Annotated in this window: 15 protein-coding genes; 12 read left to right on the top strand and 3 right to left on the bottom strand. The window is 35.7% G+C overall.

Annotated features, from left to right (window positions below; translation table 11 throughout):
• A partial coding sequence (locus tag ACWQ4X_RS18335) for an ISNCY family transposase (RefSeq protein WP_457904574.1) occupies window positions 1–1,192 on the top strand: 1,192 nt, incomplete at its 5' end.
• A 473-nt stretch (window positions 1,193–1,665) separates the two neighbouring features.
• Here ACWQ4X_RS18335 and ACWQ4X_RS18330 read toward each other — a convergent pair.
• A complete protein-coding gene (locus ACWQ4X_RS18330; protein WP_005401979.1) occupies window positions 1,666–1,890 on the bottom strand; it encodes a helix-turn-helix domain-containing protein in 225 nt (74 codons plus the stop codon).
• Window positions 1,891–2,038: 148 nt separating this feature from the next.
• Here ACWQ4X_RS18330 and ACWQ4X_RS18325 point away from each other — a divergent pair, with 148 nt between their 5' ends.
• The 5 genes from ACWQ4X_RS18325 (at window position 2,039) to ACWQ4X_RS18305 (ending at window position 7,833) form a co-directional block, all read left to right on the top strand.
• Window positions 2,039–2,281 carry a hypothetical protein gene (locus tag ACWQ4X_RS18325; RefSeq protein WP_119065071.1) on the top strand — a complete coding sequence of 81 codons (243 nt, stop codon included), beginning with the start codon at window positions 2,039–2,041 and terminating at the stop codon, window positions 2,279–2,281.
• A gap of 383 nt (window positions 2,282–2,664) precedes the next feature.
• Window positions 2,665–3,198, top strand: coding sequence for a plasmid mobilization relaxosome protein MobC (gene mobC, locus ACWQ4X_RS18320; protein ID WP_119065070.1), 534 nt, complete (start codon window positions 2,665–2,667; stop codon window positions 3,196–3,198).
• On the top strand, window positions 3,188–5,737 hold the full coding sequence (locus ACWQ4X_RS18315) for a relaxase/mobilization nuclease domain-containing protein (protein ID WP_228199473.1): 2,550 nt from the start codon (window positions 3,188–3,190) through the stop codon (window positions 5,735–5,737). Before mobC ends, ACWQ4X_RS18315 begins: the two co-directional genes overlap by 11 nt.
• Window positions 5,738–6,291: 554 nt before the next feature.
• Entirely contained in the window at window positions 6,292–7,221 is a 930-nt protein-coding gene (gene repM, locus ACWQ4X_RS18310; RefSeq protein ID WP_005401975.1) for a replication initiation protein RepM, read from the top strand.
• 66 nt (window positions 7,222–7,287) lie between these two features.
• Window positions 7,288–7,833, top strand: a complete 546-nt coding sequence (locus ACWQ4X_RS18305; protein WP_119065082.1) for a plasmid replication DNA-binding protein — start codon at window positions 7,288–7,290, stop codon at window positions 7,831–7,833.
• A gap of 189 nt (window positions 7,834–8,022) precedes the next feature.
• On the opposite strand, the gene ACWQ4X_RS18300 is transcribed toward ACWQ4X_RS18305, so the two are convergent.
• Window positions 8,023–9,618 (bottom strand): hypothetical protein, encoded by a 1,596-nt coding sequence (locus tag ACWQ4X_RS18300; RefSeq protein ID WP_119065081.1) that lies wholly within the window; start codon window positions 9,616–9,618, stop codon window positions 8,023–8,025.
• Window positions 9,619–9,934: 316 nt separating this feature from the next.
• Here ACWQ4X_RS18300 and ACWQ4X_RS18295 point away from each other — a divergent pair, with 316 nt between their 5' ends.
• The 5 genes from ACWQ4X_RS18295 to ACWQ4X_RS18275 all read left to right on the top strand — a co-directional run bounded on the left by ACWQ4X_RS18295 (window position 9,935) and on the right by ACWQ4X_RS18275 (window position 12,902).
• Window positions 9,935–10,285 carry a hypothetical protein gene (locus tag ACWQ4X_RS18295; protein WP_119065079.1) on the top strand — a complete coding sequence of 117 codons (351 nt, stop codon included), beginning with the start codon at window positions 9,935–9,937 and terminating at the stop codon, window positions 10,283–10,285.
• A gap of 20 nt (window positions 10,286–10,305) precedes the next feature.
• The gene (locus ACWQ4X_RS18290) at window positions 10,306–10,959 is read left to right on the top strand and encodes a lecithin retinol acyltransferase family protein (protein WP_119065078.1); all 654 of its coding nucleotides are present in this window, start codon (window positions 10,306–10,308) and stop codon (window positions 10,957–10,959) included.
• A gap of 79 nt (window positions 10,960–11,038) precedes the next feature.
• Entirely contained in the window at window positions 11,039–11,944 is a 906-nt protein-coding gene (locus tag ACWQ4X_RS18285; RefSeq protein WP_119065077.1) for a viperin family antiviral radical SAM protein, read from the top strand.
• Between the two features lie 47 nt (window positions 11,945–11,991).
• The gene (locus tag ACWQ4X_RS18280; protein WP_213070000.1) at window positions 11,992–12,267 is read left to right on the top strand and encodes a hypothetical protein; all 276 of its coding nucleotides are present in this window, start codon (window positions 11,992–11,994) and stop codon (window positions 12,265–12,267) included.
• Between the two features lie 245 nt (window positions 12,268–12,512).
• Window positions 12,513–12,902: a hypothetical protein gene (locus ACWQ4X_RS18275; protein ID WP_119065075.1), complete on the top strand. Its 390-nt coding sequence runs from the start codon at window positions 12,513–12,515 to the stop codon at window positions 12,900–12,902.
• A gap of 597 nt (window positions 12,903–13,499) precedes the next feature.
• Here ACWQ4X_RS18275 and ACWQ4X_RS18270 read toward each other — a convergent pair.
• Window positions 13,500–14,195, bottom strand: coding sequence for a DUF3800 domain-containing protein (locus ACWQ4X_RS18270; protein ID WP_119065073.1), 696 nt, complete (start codon window positions 14,193–14,195; stop codon window positions 13,500–13,502).
• A gap of 954 nt (window positions 14,196–15,149) precedes the next feature.
• Here ACWQ4X_RS18270 and ACWQ4X_RS18265 point away from each other — a divergent pair.
• The gene (locus ACWQ4X_RS18265) at window positions 15,150–15,935 is read left to right on the top strand and encodes a DUF4393 domain-containing protein (RefSeq protein WP_119065072.1); all 786 of its coding nucleotides are present in this window, start codon (window positions 15,150–15,152) and stop codon (window positions 15,933–15,935) included.
• Window positions 15,936–16,085 lie beyond the last annotated feature (150 nt).

The raw sequence follows: 16,085 nt of genomic DNA, 5'->3' as shown, positions 1-16,085 counted from the left end.
TCAAGGTCCATCTGCATTAGCCCATGCCGGTCGTGGCCAAATCAGCAATTCTAAACTTCCTGAAGAACTCAGACTCAAGTGCCTCAATATTGTTTCTGACCAACTGCATGGTTTCGGACCCACTTTAGCGCATGAAAAGCTTACCACCGTACATGGATTCGATCTTTCAGTAGAAACCCTGCGTTCTTGGATGATTGCAGCTGACTTATGGATGCCTAGATCCAAGCGCCTGAAACGACCGTATCAGCCTCGTTACAACCGGGATTGCTTTGGTGAACTGATCCAAATTGATGGCTCACACCATGACTGGTTTGAAGGACGCGCTGCTAAATGCTGTCTGCTGGTGTTTATCGATGATGCTACAGGAAAATTGCAGCATTTACGCTTCTGTGAGTCAGAATCAACCTTTGACTATATGATTTCAACACGCTTATATGTCGAACAGCACGGTAAGCCTTTAGCGTTTTACAGCGACAAACATTCAGTCTTTAGAGTGAATCAAAGCAGCAAGAAAGACACCAAGATTACCCAGTTTGGACGTGTACTCAGCACCCTGAATATCGATATCATCTTCGCTAATTCACCGCAGGCCAAAGGCCGTGTGGAACGGGCCAACAGAACCCTTCAGGACCGTCTGATCAAGGAGATGCGCCTGAAAGGCATCTGTTCGATTGAGCAAGCTAATGTCTGGCTACCCTGCTTCATTGAGGAGTTCAATCAGAAGTTCGCCAAGATGGCTTTTAATCCTAAGAATCTACATCGGTCTATCACTGAAACAGCCGAAGAATTAGATGATATTTTTACTTGGCGTGAACCCCGCAGAGTCACGAATAGTCTGACGATTACTTATGATAAATGCGTATATCTCCTGGAAAACACCGAAGAAAATCAAAGGTTGATCGGTAAGTATCTTGAGTTCCTTGAATACCCGGATGGTACTGTAGCCATCATGCATAATAGCCGAAAGATCAATTACAGCCTCTTCGATAAATTAAGTCAGCTGAATCAGCGAGAGATTGTTGAGAATAAACGGTTGGGTGCTGTTCTGAATCATATCCAACAACAGCATGAAGAACTGGAACAGCAAAACAAACGTAATCGTTCTCAAAAGATGCCAAGCAGACGTGCACAGAAAACAGCAATTCAAGAACGAAATCTAAATCCTGTGCTTGACTTGGAAATGTCCATATAGGACATTTCTATTTGGTTATTAGGTAGGACATTTCTACTTAGGAATAACAGCCCTATTCACGGGCCTTTTGATCATCTGATTAACATAAAATATCTTCTACGAAATAACAAACAGGCAGGCAGTTTGTCACTTTCAGTCAATAAATTAGATCGAAAAACACCTATCTCTATGCATTATTAAATTTAAAAGATAGTTATTGTTAATTTTTACTGTTAAGTATTTATTTTATAGAATTATTTTGATAGTGTATTCTTGTTCCATATTGCATACGCAATTTAGCGATTAGATTTGTGGTGGAATACTTATAGGTATTTTGTTCCGTATTGCATACGCAATTTAGCGATAAAAGTGTCAACATACTTAATTAAGAAGTCTGTTGATGAAACGCTTGACCCACATTTACAAAATAAGAATGCAGCCGCCGCATGTGTTAGAGCCCAATTAAATCTTTAATTGGATTCACATCAAATACTCTATTGACCACGATAAGCTCGAACTTTCTCAAAAATTGGATAAAAGTCCAGACCATCATCCTTCATATCTGAAATTACGACTGCAATTACTGCAATCGTAGTGGGCACTTTACCGTTCTTTTTATAGTTGGTAATTGAATTTGCGTTCATATCTAAAAGCGCTGCAAATTCTTTAATAGAAAGGCCAGACTTACCTATAAGTCTTTGAAATTCTTCGTAAGGCATAGTTTTAAAAGCAGAATTGTTTTGATGAAAAAGTATAGCACAGATCATTTATTTACATTTAAACACATAAATGATGTGATTAACACATTATTTATGTGTTTAAATAATCTTATCAAGCAATTTTACTCTTTTGATAGGACTTATTTTTATGAACCATTTCGTACAGCCCAAGCTTCTTATTTCTTCTCAAGCAAAAAAGATTGGATTGGCATTAATTAACGATCTTGAACTTTGTATAACAGCACGATTGGCTTTTTATCTGGATGTAAATCCTTCCTATGACGGCCATGAGGCAACATTCATTTGGATCGAATATTTTTTACAAGATCATCCACAAGCCGAATTTTCTGACGTTAGAAAAGCCTTCCTACAACTTATCCCAGAATGTTAAAAAAACGATAATGAAATCTGTATTTGACTCATAAAATACAGATTTCAAATTCGCCTGTTTTATCACTAGTCTCCCCCCATTTTTAATTAAATAAAGCATCCTTTTCGAGAACAAAAATAATCGTTTTATTCCTCAAATTTTCCAAAAAATAACACCCTCTTTAAAAATTCATCCGTTTTACGCTTTAAACAGACTTTATTTTTTAAATGCTGATATAAGCAGTTCTGAGATAAGCAAGCCTACCTGTGCCCACAAATTTCTCCGAAATTTATGTCACAGGGCCTTGTTAGGGGAACCCCCTAAGACCCCAAGCCCATCACAGATGGGCAAGTCAACTTTGTTGACTTAAAAGCAAAAGCAAAAACCTGTTAATAAGGTGCAAGATGGCAAAAGATAAAATCAAGAAATTCAGACTTACTGATCTACAGCTTGAGCAACTGCAGCAACAGCTCGAAAAAGAAAATGCCAATTTCACCGATTTCATTCACTCATTGATCGAACGTGAAGTCATGCAAGATGCTGTCACCGTTCAACAGCATCTGGAAAAAGTAAAACCCGTTCGAACAAAAGTAAAAACCGTCGTCGAAGTCGTCAAACGCTATCAAAAAACTGACCCAGCGTTATTGCTCGAACTCGCCAAAATCGGCAACAACATTAATCAGATTGCACGTGCATTAAACATCATCAAAAACGCTGATCCTCTGGAACAGCGCAAACTCGATATTTTCAACATTTTTTTAGTTTTAAAAGCCATTCAAACAGAGCTAGAACACATATTTCCAGCTCTACCAAAAATCAGTCGGCAACGCCCAGAACGGCTTCAAAAGCAATTAAAAGATTTACAACTCGAAGAAGAAAAGACCACTGCTGAACCCAAGTCTATTGATTTAGCGGAGGTTGACGAGAGTGCATATTAAATTCCTCGAGCATGGCAAAGGCAGTCCAGCAAAAGCATCCTCATACGTACTCGATAAACTAGACCATCTAGGCAACGTACGCGCAGGCGTTGAAGTTTTAAGGGGTGATGCCACCACCTTTAACGCAATTTGTGATGCAAGCCCGCATCTATGGAAATACACCAGTGGCGTGATTACATGGTCCAAAGAAGATGCACCAACAGACGAGCAGATTAAAGAAGTTTTAGATGACTTTGAACAACATGCATTCGCAGGACTGGAGCAATCGCAATACCACCTTTTTGCCGTTTTACATACGGATCAAGACGGCTCCAAGCACATCCACGTTTTAACGCCACGGATCGACTTAGAAAGCGGAAAATCACTGAATATTGCACCGCCAGGGCATGAGAAACATTTCGACTCATTACGAGACTACTTCAACACAAAATATCAGTGGTCACGTCCTGATGACTTTCTTTTGATGCGAACCACACAAGAACCGAATCACATCGTAAAGCTAAACAAACAAGCAAAAAAAATTCTTCTCAATCAAAACATTGAGACATTGACCAAAAATCAGTTTTGTAAAGCATTTGATAACTATGCTCGAGCACTTTTAAGCACCCAGACAGTAAAGAATCGAACCGATCTCATCGATTGTATTAGTGCACTCGACGGCATTAATTCGATAAGACCCAGCAAAAATTTTTTAGCAATCTCACTTAAGAACGGCAAAACACATCGACTCAAAGGCGATTTTTATCATGAACAATTCGAAATTGAATCTTATACAGAGCATGTCAGAGCAGCAGCAGAAAGCAAGCAAACTGCAAACGAGCTTGCAGCAGCTCTCACAGACGCTGATCAACTTCGAGCAACTTATCGAGCAAAGCGAGAAGCCTATCATCAACAGCACCACGCTTTTACACCAAGTTCAGCAGACGTCAATAGCGCTAGAATCGCATCTAAACTCGATTTTGAGCGAGATAGAGAATCTATCACCCCATGCGATAAGAACGCTCACAACGAGCTACATGGAGCAAATACAAGCATTACAAGTACAACTATCGAATATCGATATATCGAGCATCGAAACCGTCAAAACCAACATCGATTCGTTTTCAACATCAATCCAGGCACTACAGAAGCACATCAACAGCCAGTTGAAAAGCATCAAGATCGATCAAGAGAGCCTGCAGCAGAGTATCCAAAGCCAAGTCCAACAAGCACTAGCAAACCAAAGCGAGCAGATCCAGAGCGACATCCAGACCTTAATCACGGAAAAATTGAGCGAACAGAGATCCAAATACATTTTTTGGGGGATGATCGGTTTTGGACTGCTGATTCTTTCAATCGTTTTATATCTGGGCTATCAAACCAATACAAATCTGAAGACCATCGAAGCACAGCGAGAAGTCATTCAACAGAACACACAACAAATTTCAAATCAAATCAAAATCTTGAATCAATTGCGGAGATAAGCAATGCAGACAGAAATCGACCTTTTTTTGAAAGAGCAAAACGACTTATTGAGTCAACAAAACGGCTTATTGATTCAACAAATCAACTTGTTAACAGAGCAAAACAACGCATTGAATCAACAAGTGAGTTCATTAAAAAACATCTTGAGCAAATACAGCGAAGTCGAGCAGAGCTTACAAAACAAAATCAGCAACTTGAATGCAGAGATAGAAACCCTACAAGCCTTGATTTCAGCGCTGAAATTGGAGCTTTCAAAGCTCGAACAGGGCAACTTTTCGGAGCAATTACAGCAAGCATTTCAAAACAATGTGCTGATGCAATTACAGACGCCATTAACGAGAGCATTAAATCAACTGGATTTAAACAGCATTGTCAGCGATTTAGTGAAGGCCGAATTAAACCCGATTCAATCGAATATCAACACACAGCAAGCAGACCTCGAGAACGCACTCTTGAAAATCTCGCAACTGAAAGTACCCGACAACTTTTACGAAGATTTGCAGATGCAAAGCGAGCAGATCAATACGCTTGGGAAGACGGTAAAAAAATTAATCAAATCAATCAACAACTTGAACAACTAGAAACCTCAATAGCTGAAATCCGGCTCAAGCCAGAGCCGGCCACGGATTTTCATTTCAGTTCATTGCGCAATGACAACTATTACCCCGATTATGTTGGCTATCACAAAGAACTATGTGACAAACAACAGCAAGCCTTCCAGAACCAGAACTCATTACTATTGATTGATTACACACAGAAAAAAGCAGACAACTTAGAAACCTATATGAGTCGAGCAAGCTCAAATCTGAACGGATTGGACTATGAAAAAATTGAGCAGATCATCCAAAACGATCAGCGCATGCTGAAATATCTACAATGCGAGAAGATTTTAGAGCCACAAGATGCCCGTTCTGAACAGCATAGAGCCACATACCAAACCTGTTTAATGCATTTTGAAAATATCAAAAGTGATATAGACCAAATTAAAAACCTATCCCTCCAACACAATGTTACTCAGAGTGATGAACTTGAATATAAAACAAAGCCTCAAAATGACTTAGATTTTAATTTTTAGTTAATCTAAACAATGATTTACCGAGCGAGTGTCTACGAGCGACTGAGCGATATAAAAATTTCGCCCTGCTCTTTCTCTGATTACAAGCTCCCTTGTGCGGCTAAAGGAGATTAACCGAGCAAAGCGATGATTCTATATTTGAGCCTAGACCGAGCGTAGCGAGTAAAAAAGCTTTATGAGCGAAGCGAATTCCGAGTTGCTTTTGATCTTGCTTTTGACTTTTTTTAAATACACGTAAACATAAACCAAAAAATTGCCCCGTCGAATCGAGCGAAAGCGAGATTCAATAGAGTTTGAGCGTAGCGAAAACCAAGGGCAATTTTTCACTCCTTGGGCTTTTAATTATTTTAAAGTTTTTAAATGCTTTTAGATGGTCTAAAAACCTTTATTTATAACATTCTTAGAGATTATAAAACGAGGTTTACCTTGCATTAAAACGAGGTTTACCTTGCATTAAAACGAGGTTTACCTTGCATTAAAACGAGGTTTACCTTGCATTAAGCGAGTTGATAATATAACCTCGTCTTATTAAATTAAAAACATAATCTTTTCATATGAAAACAGAACTAATAGTTAAAGATAATGCCTTAATTAATGCCAGTTATAACCTTGATCTAGTGGAGCAACGGTTAATTCTTCTAGCGATTCTTGAAGCAAGGGAGTCGGGTAAAGGAATAAATGCTAATGATCCTCTAACAGTTCATGCTGAAAGTTATATCAATCAATTTGGTGTTCATCGAAATACGGCTTATCAAGCATTAAAAGATGCTTGTGATGATCTATTCGCAAGACAATTTAGTTATCAAAGCCTTAGTGAAAAAGGAAATGTTATTAATCACAAATCAAGATGGGTGAGTGAGGTTGCTTATATTGATAATGAGGCTGTTGTTAGACTTATCTTTGCTCCCGCTATTGTGCCTTTAATTACTAGACTAGAAGAACAATTTACAAAGTATGAAATACAACAAATAAGCAATTTAACAAGTGCTTATGCCGTTCGTTTATATGAAATATTAATTGCATGGCGTAGTACCGGAAAAACGCCTCTCATAACCCTGTACGACTTCAGACAAAAAATAGGGGTACTCGATACTGAATACAAACGAATGTATGATTTTAAAAAATATGTCTTAGACATTGCATTAAAACAAGTCAATGAACATACCGATATTACTGTCAAAGTTGAACAGCATAAGACGGGCAGATCAATTACAGGCTTTTCATTTAGCTTTAATCAAAAAAAGTCGGCCATTCAATCTGTCGGATCTAAAAGAGATTCAAATACATTAGACCTCTTTTCAACAATGACAGATAAACAACGTCACCTATTCGCCAATAAGCTATCCGAACTTCCTGAGATGAGTAAATATTCACAAGGTACAGAGAGCTATCAGCAGTTTGCTATACGTATAGCCAATATGCTGCAAGATACAGAGAAATTTAGGGAATTACTTCCTTTGCTCAAAAAAGTAGGATTTCAATGACATTGTTAATTGAAGTTGTTAAATTAATAGTCAATTTTTAACACAAGTTGAAAACTGGTTTACATAATGAAAAAACTGTCAGTTTCAGAACTAGCAAAACTATATGGATACTCTAGACAGGCTATTTATGCCCATATAAATAAAGGAAATTTATCAAAAGGATCTGATGGATTGATTGACTTTTCAGAGGCTTTGAGGGTCTTTGGAGAGCCACAAAAAAACAACTCTACTGTCAACCAAAGTCAATCAACTAACAGTCAAAACTTAACAGAAGTTGACTTATTAAAACGTCAAGTTGAAATACTAGAAAAACAATTAAATCAGGCAGTGCAGAGAGAAAATCAATCACTAGAACGTGAATCGTTTTATCAAGAACAGATTGAAGCTATGCAGCGCTTACTGGAAGCTCCAAAAACCAATATGACTACGTTTACCGATCCGAAATCTAGCCAAGATATAGCAACGGATCCTCGGTCAGAACCTGAGCCGAAACATGACGGATTGACTACTCCGGAAAAAACGGAAAATAAGCGGATTCCAGTGCCGGAGCACGTTGAACAGGAGCCGGAGAAAAGGGGCTTTTGGAGCCGTTTTTTTAGACCCTATGATTAACCACGATTGTTTAACTAATATGAACAAAGTCGTGAAACATTGATCAAAGAATAGGCGTGGAACGTGAAAAATCATAAAAAAAGCCCAAACAGTGATGTTTGGGCTATAAACTTTGAAATAAGTATATGAATTTCAAGGTAAATTATAACACGTTTCGTATAAGGTGTATTATGTTAATTTTAGGAAAACTTAACTTAATTTATCAGGTGCTTCCTCAACTATATTCTTTTTAGAAAACCTGCTTGCCCATAATGGCAATGGGAAAAAAGAGTTTAAGGGGTATGGAGGTGCATTTTCCTCATTCCCTAGCTCTTTTTGCTTATTTATCAGATAAGTTATTTCCTTATAGTCCTTATGTTGTGGATCTAAGTAAGCTGGCATTCTCTTGAAGCGATCTAGCATCTGCCGGTACTGTTTTTCATCTTCAAACGTTGCCCATACTTCCATCATTCGATTCCTATGAAATGAGACCTCAGAGAAATCTCGGTCTACTAACTGCTCGATTAACCATCCATTTAAATTATTTCTTTCAGGTCTTTGATCATCGTAATACAGATAATTACGGATATAAGCTGATACAAATAAGTAAATTTCTTTGGCCTGTAATGGGCTATAAACATTTTTATGTTTTTTAGTTAACAGCGACCTATCAAAGCCAAAATCTGGGTCAAACATTCCTTTAAAATAGCGGATATCGAACTCTAAGATTGACGCAATCAGTTTCGGCACTTGATCTACCCGGTTGAATAAACCCGTCTGTGCTGTAGCATACCAATTGCTAATTTTTTCTAGAGCAGAAGCCTGATCTACTTTAGTTTCTATACCAAAGTTTCTAGCTCTCTGATTTTTATTGAGAACGACTTTTTTTATTTCAGACTTCATAACTGAAGCTAATTCATCTAATTGATTTAAATTCATTAAATTTATTAATGCTTTACGATCTAGAGAGATATTAAAGGCATCTACTTCAGGCCTGATTGTAAAAACAGAGGCAAAAAGCTTGTTTTGTGGGTTTTCTTCATTATAAAAAGGATCTGATAAAAGGTTAAATACCTTATAAACATCCGTACCAATAAAATCAGTAATCTGTCCTTTTACTAATTTTTTAATATCTTCCTTACCTTCAAGAAAGGATAAATTTTCTAGAATAATCAACTCTTCATCTTCAACTGATTTAGAAAATCGCTCCAGAGGATTTTCATTTCTAGAAAGCAAAAATGACTTATTTTGGAAAAGATAACCATAAACTGTATTTACAACTGTCGAATGTATTACTTCTTTATCAGGAACAGGTATAGACATTAGTTTCGATATATAAAAAATAGGATCATGCAAAATTTCATATAAAGAATAGTAAGAATAATCTCGTTTAGAGTCAGTAGGTGTTGGAGAAAATGCAATTTTCGCTTGTTCCATTTTACTCAAAATACGTTTTTTACTTGTTTGAAGTTGACTAACTTCCTCATCCAATAAAAATTCAATGATTTTAGTACTACCACATTCATCTTCAATTAAAGCTAAAACTTTCTGAAATATCTCAGGGAGATCTTGATCAAATGAAAGATTACTTCTTGCTCTAGAACGGTATTCACATTTGAGCAAATGAATCATCTTCATTCTTTGATGGAAATTATCAGCATCGGATTGCTTTGATTGCATATATTGCTGTCTCGCATATATGGCGATCATCAATACTTGCTCCCACATCATTTTCCAAGCATTTAAAGTTTGGTCAAAAAATTCGCGTTGATTTAAGCCAAACACACTATAAATATTTTTTTTCATAAACTTACATTCCGTTACATTTTGATCTATTTAAAAAATTTCTATGAAATTTCCTTTAACCAATACAGAGCTGTATCAACCTTGCAATTTAATTCAAAAACAAACACCAATTAGAACAAAACAAATTTATTTAAGCCAAATAATAAAAATTAACAGCATTTATGGTGATGGTAATTCAATTTTTAACTCTAAACAAGCACTTTTTGTCAATGTTTTACAAATGAATATTGTTTATTTATATTTAACTCATACACCATATTGTGATTATACACATTAATTTCAAGTGGTGAAATTATCAGTTAGCGAGGGCATTTACATGACACCGACAAATCACTTTTCTCAACGTACGAATCAACGTGGACACACTAAAGCAATGATCGAACTGGCTTTACTCTGTGGGGAATTGGCGGGCGATAAATGTATAGCCAACAAAAAGCAAACTCAGAAGTTTATTGATTCAACAGATAGGAGAATTAAAAAACTCAATGCACTCAAACAAAAAAATTCACAACTATTTGATGCTCATCCATTTGAGCTCGAATTGGAAGAACTTCAAGAGCAGCGCCGAATTGCTATGAAAGTATTAGATAAAGGTGGCATCACAATTGTATTCGAGGCTGATCGCCTAATCACGGCATACAACACGAATAGTTTTAAACGTTGCTAATTTTAAAAAGAGAGCTATTTATGAACCATTTACAATCAGGTTTCCACCTCAAGGTCTCACGAGGTATATACACCCATCATGGAATTTACATTGGTGACAATCAGGTTATTCATTATTCTGGATTTGCAGAAGCATTTAAAAAAGGGGCTATAGAACAAACCAGTCTAGAAAGTTTTCTAGGTGGGGTCGATGATTTCAAAGTCGTTAACTACCCTTCACATCAAAATATCTATTCTCCAGAGGAGATTGTTCATAGAGCACAATCTTGCCTAGGCGAAGATGACTACAATCTTTTTTTCAATAATTGTGAACACTTTGCTTGTTGGTGCGTGACAGGAAAATCTCGTAGTGAACAAGTTCAAGAAATTATGCAGTACACAACTAATGCCGTGTTTTCTTATTATGCTTTTCAAAAATATCAGATGCTGGCTGCAGCTTCGGTGCCTATAACTACGATGACAACTACACCCGCGGTAAGTTCTGTTCTAACGAATATGGCTTTGGGAGGAACTGTTGGAATGGGTACTGCCACAGTGCTAGGAACTGGTGCAGCAACAAGTGCCGCAGTTGGAGTGCTTGGTGTAACAGCAATTGGGGCTACTACAATCGCGGTAGCACCAGTTGTAATCACTGGCGCAATCATTGGTGGATTATTTTCCCTCTTTAAAGACTAGCCTTCTTTAAATTTGGCAGTATTATTACTGCCAAATTTGTTTTAAAAATCATAATATTAAATTACATAAGGCGTATTAAATGGATCTAGTCATAAATTGGCATATAACCGAAGCATGCAACTACCAATGCTTTTATTGCTTTGCAAAATGGCAGAAAGATGATCAACGAGAGCTCTTGCATTCAAAACATGAAATTCAGCAATTGATCAAAGAAATCTCTTTATTACCATCTATTTTAAATACCAAAAGTGGATGCTCTTTTACAGGAGTACGTCTCAATTTAGTTGGTGGAGAAACCTTCCTCTATAAACACCAAGTCCTAAACATCATAGAAGCAGCAAAAAAATATCATTTTAAACTGTCTGCGATTACGAACGGCAGCCTACTAAATGATGAACTCATTAAAATTATTGCAAATGAATTTTCGATGATTGGCTTCAGTATAGACTCGACTCACACCGAGTCTAACCTCAAAATTGGTAGGGCAATTAAAAACATCCCTATCGAAACAGATAAGATTCATTCACATATCCAAAAGCTGCGAACAATTAATCCTAAAATCGATATAAAAATTAATAGTGTTATTAATCAGTTGAATAAAGATGAAGATCTTAATGATTTCATTCGGAAGCTATCACCATCAAAATGGAAAATTTTTAAAATGCTTCCTGTCATTACCAATGATTATTCCATTAATGACTCTGAATTTTATGATTTTTTAGAAAGACACTCTGATTTAAAAGATATCATTAGTTCGGAAAATAATGATGAAATGACGCACTCTTATTTGATGATTGATCCACTTGGACGATTTTTCCAAAATTCATCAGCGTCTTGTGGCTATGACTACAGTTCCGAAATTCTAATTAGTGGTATTTCATCAGCATTAGATGAAATCAAATTCGATATAAGTAAATTCATTAAAAGATCAAAACTAATTCCAAACATTGAGCTTAGTACATTTGATCCAGCGACTTTAGCTTAGCAGGATTCTTAAACATTAATTAACTAGCTATTTCTCATAGGAAAATTATGGAAATTAAATGCAAATCATGTGACCATAAAGAAGAAACATCTCTTCGTTTATTCGTACGAATTATTGGAGGAGCTTTACCAGCTGGAGGATATTGGGCCTGGGTAACCTACTTTTTTGCAGGAACAGGATTTGCTATGCCTATATGTATAGCAATGATTGCAGGAGGAGCAGCTCTATTGATGTTCCAAAATGAAATTATCGAATGGCTTAGTAAAAAAGGCTATAAATGCACTAAATGCTCTCATAGTAATTGGGAAGCAACTGGAAAATAATGAGTATTTTTTAACAATCTAAGCTTAGCACAATATCTGCAGCTACTCAGTCATTGTTGGAACAGGAATGATTGTTGCTGCAGGGATATCATCTAAATAAATAATCTGGTCTGGATATACTAAATAATAGATCTTCATTTTAATCTTAAAAATAGTTATGACTAAGTCATTTTATTGTGCCTAGCTTATTTCTAGAGTTTGTAGATTAATCTATGACCTTATAATCAATCCAATGTGAGAATACAATGCGAGGAAAAATTTTAGATTACACGACCCAAATTGAATCGTTACTTACTAAATTAGGGGCGACAGGTCGAGGAATGCACGAAAAGTTAGATTCAATTGAATCTAAAATAGAATTGTCGATGGTTAAAAAAATACGTTGGATTGCGACTCTACGTAACAAGGCTGTTCATGAAGAAAATTTCCACACAGATATAAATAATTTTATTAAAGGTGCAAATGATGTAATTAATTATTTACAAGCATTATTAGCTAAGCAACAAAATACAAATTCGACATCAGGATCGGATTCTAATAATAGTTGGAAAGATAAGTCTGGTTGGGAAAAGGCTACCCAAATTGGCCTAGGAGTTGCTGCTATAGCAGCTGCGCTCTTTATTTCACAAATCTGAATGGAGCAACTCCATTTAACATAATAGAGCTTATACGAAACGCGTTTTTAATATTACTTTAAGATCAGTATCTTATCGTTATTCATACCCTCTGGAACGTTCTCGTTCAACCGACTTGGAAACAAGTCGGTTTCTTTTTAAGCAAAACTGTAACTTTTAGCCAATAAAATTGATCAGAAAACATTCGTTTTTGTATTTTTTCCTGATTTCTCAATGGTCCAGATTCAGAAATAATCCCCAATTTCTGCGGACAACTCTTGGGATAAAATAGGCCAACTTTGTAAGCCAAAGCGTACATAGATTTAGATAATTTGCGGATTGGATAACTAAAATCTTAGTCCTATGATCAGACATAAGGGAACTGGATGTTTCCCAAAAAATAAGAATAAGAAAATTGTTCAAGGAATGGGCCTAGCTCTAACGGTATAACGCACAACCCAATGTAAAAAGGCCCGACAGGATGTCGGGCTTTTTTATGTCTTGAATCTAGATTTCGTAGATGAGATTTTATGTTAAATAGAATTTACAAGCAGCCTCATCATAAAGTGGTTAAATGAAAGTCTTAAATGCCTACTAGATAACGTGAATTCTTTTTACTTATTGGCTTAGAACATATAAACCATGTTGTTGCCTATTATTAAAATCAAAACTTCTTTCAATTATTTTAAAAAATGTATCATCCGATTTCTCATATTTTCTATAAATCGCATAAGCAACTAAGTCTGCTAATTGAATAAGTCTAGATGCTTTTGAGTCTAGAAATACAGGTACCTCAGAAAAATTCCTGAGTTGTCCATAATTATGTCCTGTATCTCTAAATGTTCTGGCAAGATGTTGTATGCTCTTTTCAGTACTAGATTTATCGAAGATAGCAATACCTCTTTGAGTGTTATTTTTAGAATGTAATCTACTTAAAAACATATCAAATCTTGATGCAATTTGCATAAAAGAATGGTTAATAACATCATCTTGAACATGTGCCCCTTGTGAAATAACAGAAGCAAATATTCTAATATCCCCACGGCTATCAGCAATAAGCTGTAAACAATCTTGAATTGCTTGAATACGTTCTTGCTTTTTAAAAGGGCGCCATTCTTTATTCCCAGCCATCATAGGAGAGCCATGTAATTCTATATCATAGGGACTATTAGCATTAAATCTTGACGCAATTTTATTCATATCCTGTTCAACCCAATAGGTTTTTTTTTCAGGAATAGAAATACCAGATAAAACAAAATGTTTCTGATTAGGGTCAGATACCGTACCAGACTCATCTACATATAATAAATGCATTTTTTATATCCAATAAAAAGGGCTACAAATAATTTGTAGCCCTTCAATAATTAGGAAAGCCAGCGATACCAGTAAGTATCATACACCACTAAGGTAGCGTAACTGACTCTACCTTTAGATTAGCAAAATTATATATTTATGCAAGCATGTTATGGAACATAAAGAACATGTAAAAGAAAAATAATACGCATTACACAAATCTCAAAAGGATAGAACCTATGAGAGATATCTATATCTCTTACAGAATGTCCTTCTGAATTTTTGGAATAATAGACATAAAAAAGCCTGAAAATTATTCAGGCTTTTTTATGTCTTTGTTTCTCACGTAGCTAAGGTTAGAAACTAAAGAAATAGTGAAATTCATCTTTTAGCCCTTTCACTATACAATAATAAATTAAAGAAAACTCGTTTTTTTGTTAATTTTGTTTATAATTAGGTAGTTATAATTTGAATTAATGATGCTACCGCTTAGTTCATCCGTCCTATAAATTTCACTATTTAAAGCTAGTGAAAGAAAGGATATAGAACTTTTAAATAATACTTCAGTTTAGACTGGAGTATAGCCCTCTATCGGTTAGCCCTGATAGCCTAGGCGGTAGCGTAGTGAAATTCATCTTTTAGCAAAGTGAATAGCATAACTTGATGGGCGGAATAGAGGTATAGGGACTGCTTAGTAATTACGTACCACAGCGATGGAGGTACGGGGGAATGATAGCTTTATTAACAGCAATTCTGAACTTGATTTCAATTATATTGGAATGTATCAAAAACTGGCCGATGTAAGCCGGAACCTAAAATAACTTTTGTTATTTTAGGTAAAACTGAAAAGTTTATAGTCGTTCGAAAGGACGGCTTTTTTCATTTTGTATAACAGCCATTATGTTAAATATATAAAATTCTTTCTATAAATGTTAAGTTATTATTCTAATTTTAAACAATCATTTATATAGAATTATGGCTTTAATTGATACTTCTGGCTTAGAACCATTTGCAGATCTAATAAAAGAAATTTATGGGGATTTGGCTAAACCCGGCGTACAAAATGTAGGTACTGCTTTAGCTGCTGTATTAGGATTAGGTGTAACACTAATGTGGCCTATTATGTGGGCAAATGAGAGAGCTAAGATAGCCTTAGAAGATAATCTAGAGGCATATAGAGATCGTCTGAAAGACGTTCCTCCTGAACAGATTTCTATAGCTCCTCCTGAAGTTGCAATGCCTATCCTTGAAAAGATTGGATATGTAACAAATGAAGAATTAAGAAGCTTGTATATTGAACTTTTAGCAAAAGCTTCAATTAAAGAATTAAACAATCAAGCGCATCCTAGTTTTGTTAATATTATTAATAATTTATCTCCAGATGAAGCTAAGTTATTACAATCACTAATACCTAAAGAAGTTATCCCTTTTATAACAACACGTTTAAATCTAAAAAATGGTGGGATGGATTTAGAAACTCCTGTAGTTATAATTTCAGATATATCTTTGACTTTCCCAGAAAATATTGGTGCTTATATCAGTAATTTAGTTGGCGTTGGACTCTTAGAAATTCTCCCTGAACGTTATCTTACAAATGAAAGCTTATATGCTCCTCATTTTGAATACTTTGAACAAAAAAAGGGATTCTATGACTTTAAATATCAAAATATTGAAAAGGGAAACCCACCATATGAAGTTAAAAAGGGAATGATACAGGTTACCAAACTTGGAGAAATGTTTTTCAAAGCGGTCTATAAATAATTGACTGACATTATGTAATGTGACGTTATTCGGGATTAAGATTTTCTAAAATTAACATAATACACCTTATACGAAAGGCCCTTGTAACTCCAAAATAGAAATGTCCGGTTTCTCCAAAGTAAAAATGTCCGCTTTTAGAATATGCACTTC

The organism is Acinetobacter sp. NigerLNRRAM0016, assembly GCF_054112845.1.
This window is presented reverse-complemented; position numbering and strand designations above follow the sequence as displayed.

Excerpts from the sequence above, each read along its gene's own strand:
- ACWQ4X_RS18305 (WP_119065082.1), top strand. The coding sequence starts at position 7,288 with ATGAAAAAACTGTCAGTTTCAGAACTAGCAAAACTATATGGATACTCT.
- ACWQ4X_RS18275 (WP_119065075.1), top strand. The coding sequence starts at position 12,513 with ATGCGAGGAAAAATTTTAGATTACACGACCCAAATTGAATCGTTACTT.
- ACWQ4X_RS18285 (WP_119065077.1), top strand. The coding sequence starts at position 11,039 with ATGGATCTAGTCATAAATTGGCATATAACCGAAGCATGCAACTACCAA.
- ACWQ4X_RS18325 (WP_119065071.1), top strand. The coding sequence starts at position 2,039 with ATGAACCATTTCGTACAGCCCAAGCTTCTTATTTCTTCTCAAGCAAAA.
- ACWQ4X_RS18330 (WP_005401979.1), bottom strand. The coding sequence starts at position 1,890 with ATGCCTTACGAAGAATTTCAAAGACTTATAGGTAAGTCTGGCCTTTCT.
- ACWQ4X_RS18280 (WP_213070000.1), top strand. The coding sequence starts at position 11,992 with ATGGAAATTAAATGCAAATCATGTGACCATAAAGAAGAAACATCTCTT.
- repM (WP_005401975.1), top strand. The coding sequence starts at position 6,292 with ATGAAAACAGAACTAATAGTTAAAGATAATGCCTTAATTAATGCCAGT.
- ACWQ4X_RS18295 (WP_119065079.1), top strand. The coding sequence starts at position 9,935 with ATGACACCGACAAATCACTTTTCTCAACGTACGAATCAACGTGGACAC.
- ACWQ4X_RS18290 (WP_119065078.1), top strand. The coding sequence starts at position 10,306 with ATGAACCATTTACAATCAGGTTTCCACCTCAAGGTCTCACGAGGTATA.
- ACWQ4X_RS18270 (WP_119065073.1), bottom strand. The coding sequence starts at position 14,195 with ATGCATTTATTATATGTAGATGAGTCTGGTACGGTATCTGACCCTAAT.
- ACWQ4X_RS18265 (WP_119065072.1), top strand. The coding sequence starts at position 15,150 with ATGGCTTTAATTGATACTTCTGGCTTAGAACCATTTGCAGATCTAATA.
- mobC (WP_119065070.1), top strand. The coding sequence starts at position 2,665 with ATGGCAAAAGATAAAATCAAGAAATTCAGACTTACTGATCTACAGCTT.
- ACWQ4X_RS18300 (WP_119065081.1), bottom strand. The coding sequence starts at position 9,618 with ATGAAAAAAAATATTTATAGTGTGTTTGGCTTAAATCAACGCGAATTT.